The sequence below is a fragment of the Sphingorhabdus sp. EL138 genome (assembly GCF_945862485.1).
Taxonomy (GTDB): Bacteria; Pseudomonadota; Alphaproteobacteria; order Sphingomonadales; family Sphingomonadaceae; genus Sphingorhabdus_B.
In genome coordinates this window covers 1-3,930 of record NZ_CAMAYF010000050.1, presented here as the reverse complement: position 1 = coordinate 3,930, position 3,930 = coordinate 1, and the positions used below count along the sequence as shown (strand labels likewise).

Annotated in this window: 6 protein-coding genes; 2 read left to right on the top strand and 4 right to left on the bottom strand. The window is 54.2% G+C overall.

Annotated features, from left to right (window positions below; all coding sequences use genetic code 11):
* Positions 1–59: 59 nt before the first annotated feature.
* Together tsf and rpsB are read right to left on the bottom strand one after the other, a co-directional pair.
* On the bottom strand, positions 60–986 hold the full coding sequence (gene tsf / locus Q0O33_RS10620; RefSeq protein WP_295499376.1) for a translation elongation factor Ts: 927 nt from the start codon (positions 984–986) through the stop codon (positions 60–62).
* A gap of 148 nt (positions 987–1,134) precedes the next feature.
* Entirely contained in the window at positions 1,135–2,007 is an 873-nt protein-coding gene (gene rpsB / locus Q0O33_RS10615) for a 30S ribosomal protein S2 (RefSeq protein ID WP_295499373.1), read from the bottom strand.
* A 233-nt stretch (positions 2,008–2,240) separates the two neighbouring features.
* Here rpsB and Q0O33_RS10610 point away from each other — a divergent pair, with 233 nt between their 5' ends.
* Both Q0O33_RS10610 and Q0O33_RS10605 read left to right on the top strand, forming a co-directional pair.
* Positions 2,241–2,657 carry a hypothetical protein gene (locus tag Q0O33_RS10610; protein WP_295499370.1) on the top strand — a complete coding sequence of 139 codons (417 nt, stop codon included), beginning with the start codon at positions 2,241–2,243 and terminating at the stop codon, positions 2,655–2,657.
* Between the two features lie 193 nt (positions 2,658–2,850).
* Positions 2,851–3,090, top strand: a complete 240-nt coding sequence (locus tag Q0O33_RS10605) for a hypothetical protein (protein WP_295499367.1) — start codon at positions 2,851–2,853, stop codon at positions 3,088–3,090.
* 186 nt (positions 3,091–3,276) lie between these two features.
* On the opposite strand, the gene Q0O33_RS10600 is transcribed toward Q0O33_RS10605, so the two are convergent.
* Both Q0O33_RS10600 and Q0O33_RS10595 read right to left on the bottom strand, forming a co-directional pair.
* Positions 3,277–3,549 (bottom strand): HU family DNA-binding protein, encoded by a 273-nt coding sequence (locus Q0O33_RS10600; protein ID WP_295499364.1) that lies wholly within the window; start codon positions 3,547–3,549, stop codon positions 3,277–3,279.
* Between the two features lie 189 nt (positions 3,550–3,738).
* Positions 3,739–3,930: S16 family serine protease (locus Q0O33_RS10595; protein ID WP_295499361.1), on the bottom strand; the 192-nt coding region annotated here is incomplete at its 5' end.

Sequence of the window (3,930 nt, the reverse complement as noted above, 5' to 3'; positions counted from 1 at the left end):
GCCGTGCGCCACATCGCCAAGTGCTTATCCCCGCCTTTTGGCAGGGAAGCCAAGAATATTTATGCGCCGACCGCAGCAGCCACTTCAGCTGCAAAGTCAGACACTTCCTTTTCAATGCCTTCGCCAAGCTGGAAGCGGACATAATCCTTCAGCACGATTGGCTTACCAGCTTCTTTACCAGCGGCCGCGACAACATCCGAAATAGGGGTCTTGCCGTCCATAACGAATGGCTGGCTCAACAAGGCATTTTCCTTAGCGAACTTCTTCACGGCGCCTTCAACCATCTTTTCGACGATATCCGCTGGCTTGCCGCTTTCCGATGCCTTTTCACGCGCAATACCGCGCTCACGCTCAAGCGTTTCGGCATCAAGGCCGGATTCGTCAAGCGACAGCGGGAATGCAGCAGCGATGTGCATCGCCAGCTGCTTGCCAAGGCCATCAAGCGTCGCAGCGTCTGCATCGCTCTCAAGCGCAACAAGAACGCCGATACCGCCCATGCCAGGCGCCGCAGCGTTGTGGACATAAGAAACAACACGGCCATTGCTGACCGAAAGCGACTTTACGCGGCGGATAACCTGATTTTCACCGATGGTGGCGATGTTGTTGGTCAAACGTTCCTGAACGGTTTCGCCTCCGCCATAAGGCGCGGCCAAAACGGATTCAGCATCGTTGGCGCTGAGGTTAAGGGCAACTTGGCTGACAGCAGCGACGAATTCTTGGAACTGTTCGTTCTTGGCAACGAAATCTGTCTGGCTGTTAACTTCGATAGCAGTACCCTTGGTGCCCTCGACAGCAACGCCGACAAGACCTTCAGCCGCGGTGCGGCTCGATTTCTTGGCAGCAGTTGCAAGGCCCTTGGCACGCAGCAAATCAACTGCGGCTTCGATATTGCCGTTGGTTTCTTCAAGCGCCTTTTTGGCGTCCATCATGCCAGCGCCGGAAAGCTCACGCAGTTCCTTGACAGCTGAAGCGGTAATTGCAGACATAAGATTGTCCTTTCGAAAGGTACGGAGGCCAATACAGCCTCATTGAAGTTCGTCATCCCCGTAAAAGCGGAGATCTAACACCAGCGCTCACTTCACAAGTAAACGACAAGAGCCGGACCCCGCATAAGCGGGGGTGACGACAATTTGGTTACGCTTCGGCGGCAGGCGCTTCGGCAGGAGCAACTTCGGCAGCGGGCGCTGTTTCTTCAGCCACTGGCGCTGTTTCTTCAGCTACTGGGGCTGCTTCTTCAGTCGCTGGCGCGGTTTCTTCTGCCAAAGCAGGTTCAGCCGCTGGCTCAACTTCCGCACCAAGGTCAATGCCCTTGGCAACCTTAGCGTTTACATTGCCCTTGGTTGCCGCAGTAGCCACCGCGTCGCAATACAAACGAATGGCGCGAGCAGCGTCATCATTTGCAGGAACCGGGAATGCAATGCCATCAGGCGATACGTTTGAATCGAGGATCGCGATCACTGGAATACCAAGAACATTGGCTTCCTTGATGGCGAGTTCTTCCTTGTTGGCGTCGATGACGAACATAACGTCAGGAATGCCGCCCATGTCGCGGATACCGCCAAGGCTCATTTCAAGCTTATCGCGCTCGCGGGTCATCTGAAGAATTTCCTTCTTCGTGAAACCGTGCGTATCACCCGAAAGCTGCTCTTCAAGCGTCTTGAGCTTCTTGATCGAGTTCGAAATGGTCTTCCAGTTGGTGAGCATACCGCCCAACCAGCGATGGTTGACGAAATGCTGACCCGATGCGCGTGCGGCATCGGCGATTGGGCCTTGTGCCTGGCGCTTCGTGCCAACGAACAGAACCTTGCCACCAGACGAAACGCTCTGTGCGACGAAATCTAGAGCGCGGGCAAACAATGGCACGGACTGCGACAGGTCGAGAATGTGGATGCCGTTGCGCGCGCCGAAGATATACGGCTTCATACGCGGGTTCCAACGGTGTGTTTGGTGGCCGAAATGGGCCCCAGCTTCAAGCAAATGCTGCATGGTTACGACAGGTGCCGCCATGGTACTTCTCCTTCCGGTTGAGCCTCTGGGAAACTAGAACTTCACTTTTGCCTGAAAGACAAAGATCAGCACCGGTATGTGCGTTTCCCATGTGGAATGACGGCGCCGTTATAGTTGTCGGCAGGATTCGTCAAGCACCAACAGGCTCACCAGATGGCGCAATTTGGTTTAGTCGCATTAATAATCGGTTCAGAACGCACCGCATAGCAAGCCATTATGGGCAGAAAGACAAATTGAAAATACGTTGGGCAGTTACCGCTTCAATCGCGCTGCTCGCAATATCCTCGTCGGCGTTCGCCGAAGATCTATCGCTTGGCGACGCACAGCAGTCTGCGCCTCCCGAGCGCATCTCCTTTCTTATTACGTTCGGCGCGGAAAAATGTCCGGACGCAGTCGGCGACGAAATCATGGTCTGTGCGGCCCAGCCAGAGGGTGACCGGTACCGGATTCCTAAACCAATCCGCGCGAATAGCGAATCGCCAGTAGCAGACGGAAACTGGACCTCCGCCGTTGAGAGTCTTGACGGCTATGCGCGCGCCGTTTTGCCAAACAGCTGTTCTGTTAATGGAAGCAACGGCTTCACAGGATGCATGCAACAGGCACTTCAAAAATGGCATGCCGAGCGCCGCGGAACACGCAGCGCACCGTAATTTCGCAGGCCAGTGAACTTTTTGCGGCCGAGATAGTTATCCACAGGCAATACCCAAAGTTACCCAGCCATGTTCCACGCGCGAAATGCCGCTTGACATCCTGGAACAAATAGTGAACAAAAAAGTATATCCGGCGTTTAGCCGAATCAAACTTCCCCACTTGTTTAGGGTGGGAGCGCAAAGGACCAGTGCCATGACTATCATCGCTACCCTTCTTTTCGTGATCGCGCTGAGTGTATCATTTGGTGTCATCTTGCTGTCTATCCGCAATGCCATGCCGCGTATTCGCGAAGTGATTGATATGGAGTTTGTCCCCTCACCGCAGCGTGAGCGCCGGATAATATTGGGCGAAATGCGGCGTCTGGCGCCTGCCGAGATCATCCCCTTTCCCGCAATGTCGCGCGCCCAAAACACGCCCCGTTTGGCTGCCTAAATATCGACCCCACAGTGTGGTCGGGTTTGAGGTAACCTAGCTACGTCCTTCGAAGACGTGGATTGCCCTAACTAGCGTCATGCTCACATGTTGTTCGCCGCCAATCTTCTCTTGTGACCAATATGGGCATAAAAAAGGGCGGGTGCTTTCGCCCCGCCCTCTGTAACCAATTTCTTGGTTTGTGTCTTAGTTGACAGCGTCCTTGAGAGCCTTGCCAGCTTTGAACTTTGGCTGGGTCGATGCCTTGATGGTCATTGGCTCACCGGTGCGTGGGTTACGTCCGGTCGATGCCTTACGCTTTGCAACGCCAAAGGTACCGAAACCAACGAGACGTACTTCCCCGCCGCTCTTCAGAGCGCCAGTGATTGCTTCAAATGTTGCTTCGACGGCTTTGCCGGCATCAGCCTTGGTCAAACCGCTAGCTTCGGCGACTGCACTGACGAGATCTTGCTTGTTCATGTGGGAACCCCCCTCTTAAAATTATATGAGACCCATTTATCGATACCATGAGTCGCGGCCAGAGCCGGTGTTGCGATAATGAGCAGAATGTTAACGCTGTCAAAGGAAATATCGGCCCAAAACGGTCATTTTCTGTGAAAAAAGACGAGTCCTGCTCATTATACAAATATAATGGCAGGACATGCCGCCTCAATGTGTCACAGGCACCCCATTTTCACCGCCAGTTACAGCGGGTAACGCCGCTGCCAGATCATCCGCCTCGGTCCATTCCACGGCGACCAATGGGGATACTAAAGCACGCGCCAGAACCTGATCGACATGGCTGACTGGGATAATCTCAAGACCGTCCTTGATGTTTGCTGGAATGTCCGCAAGGTCCTT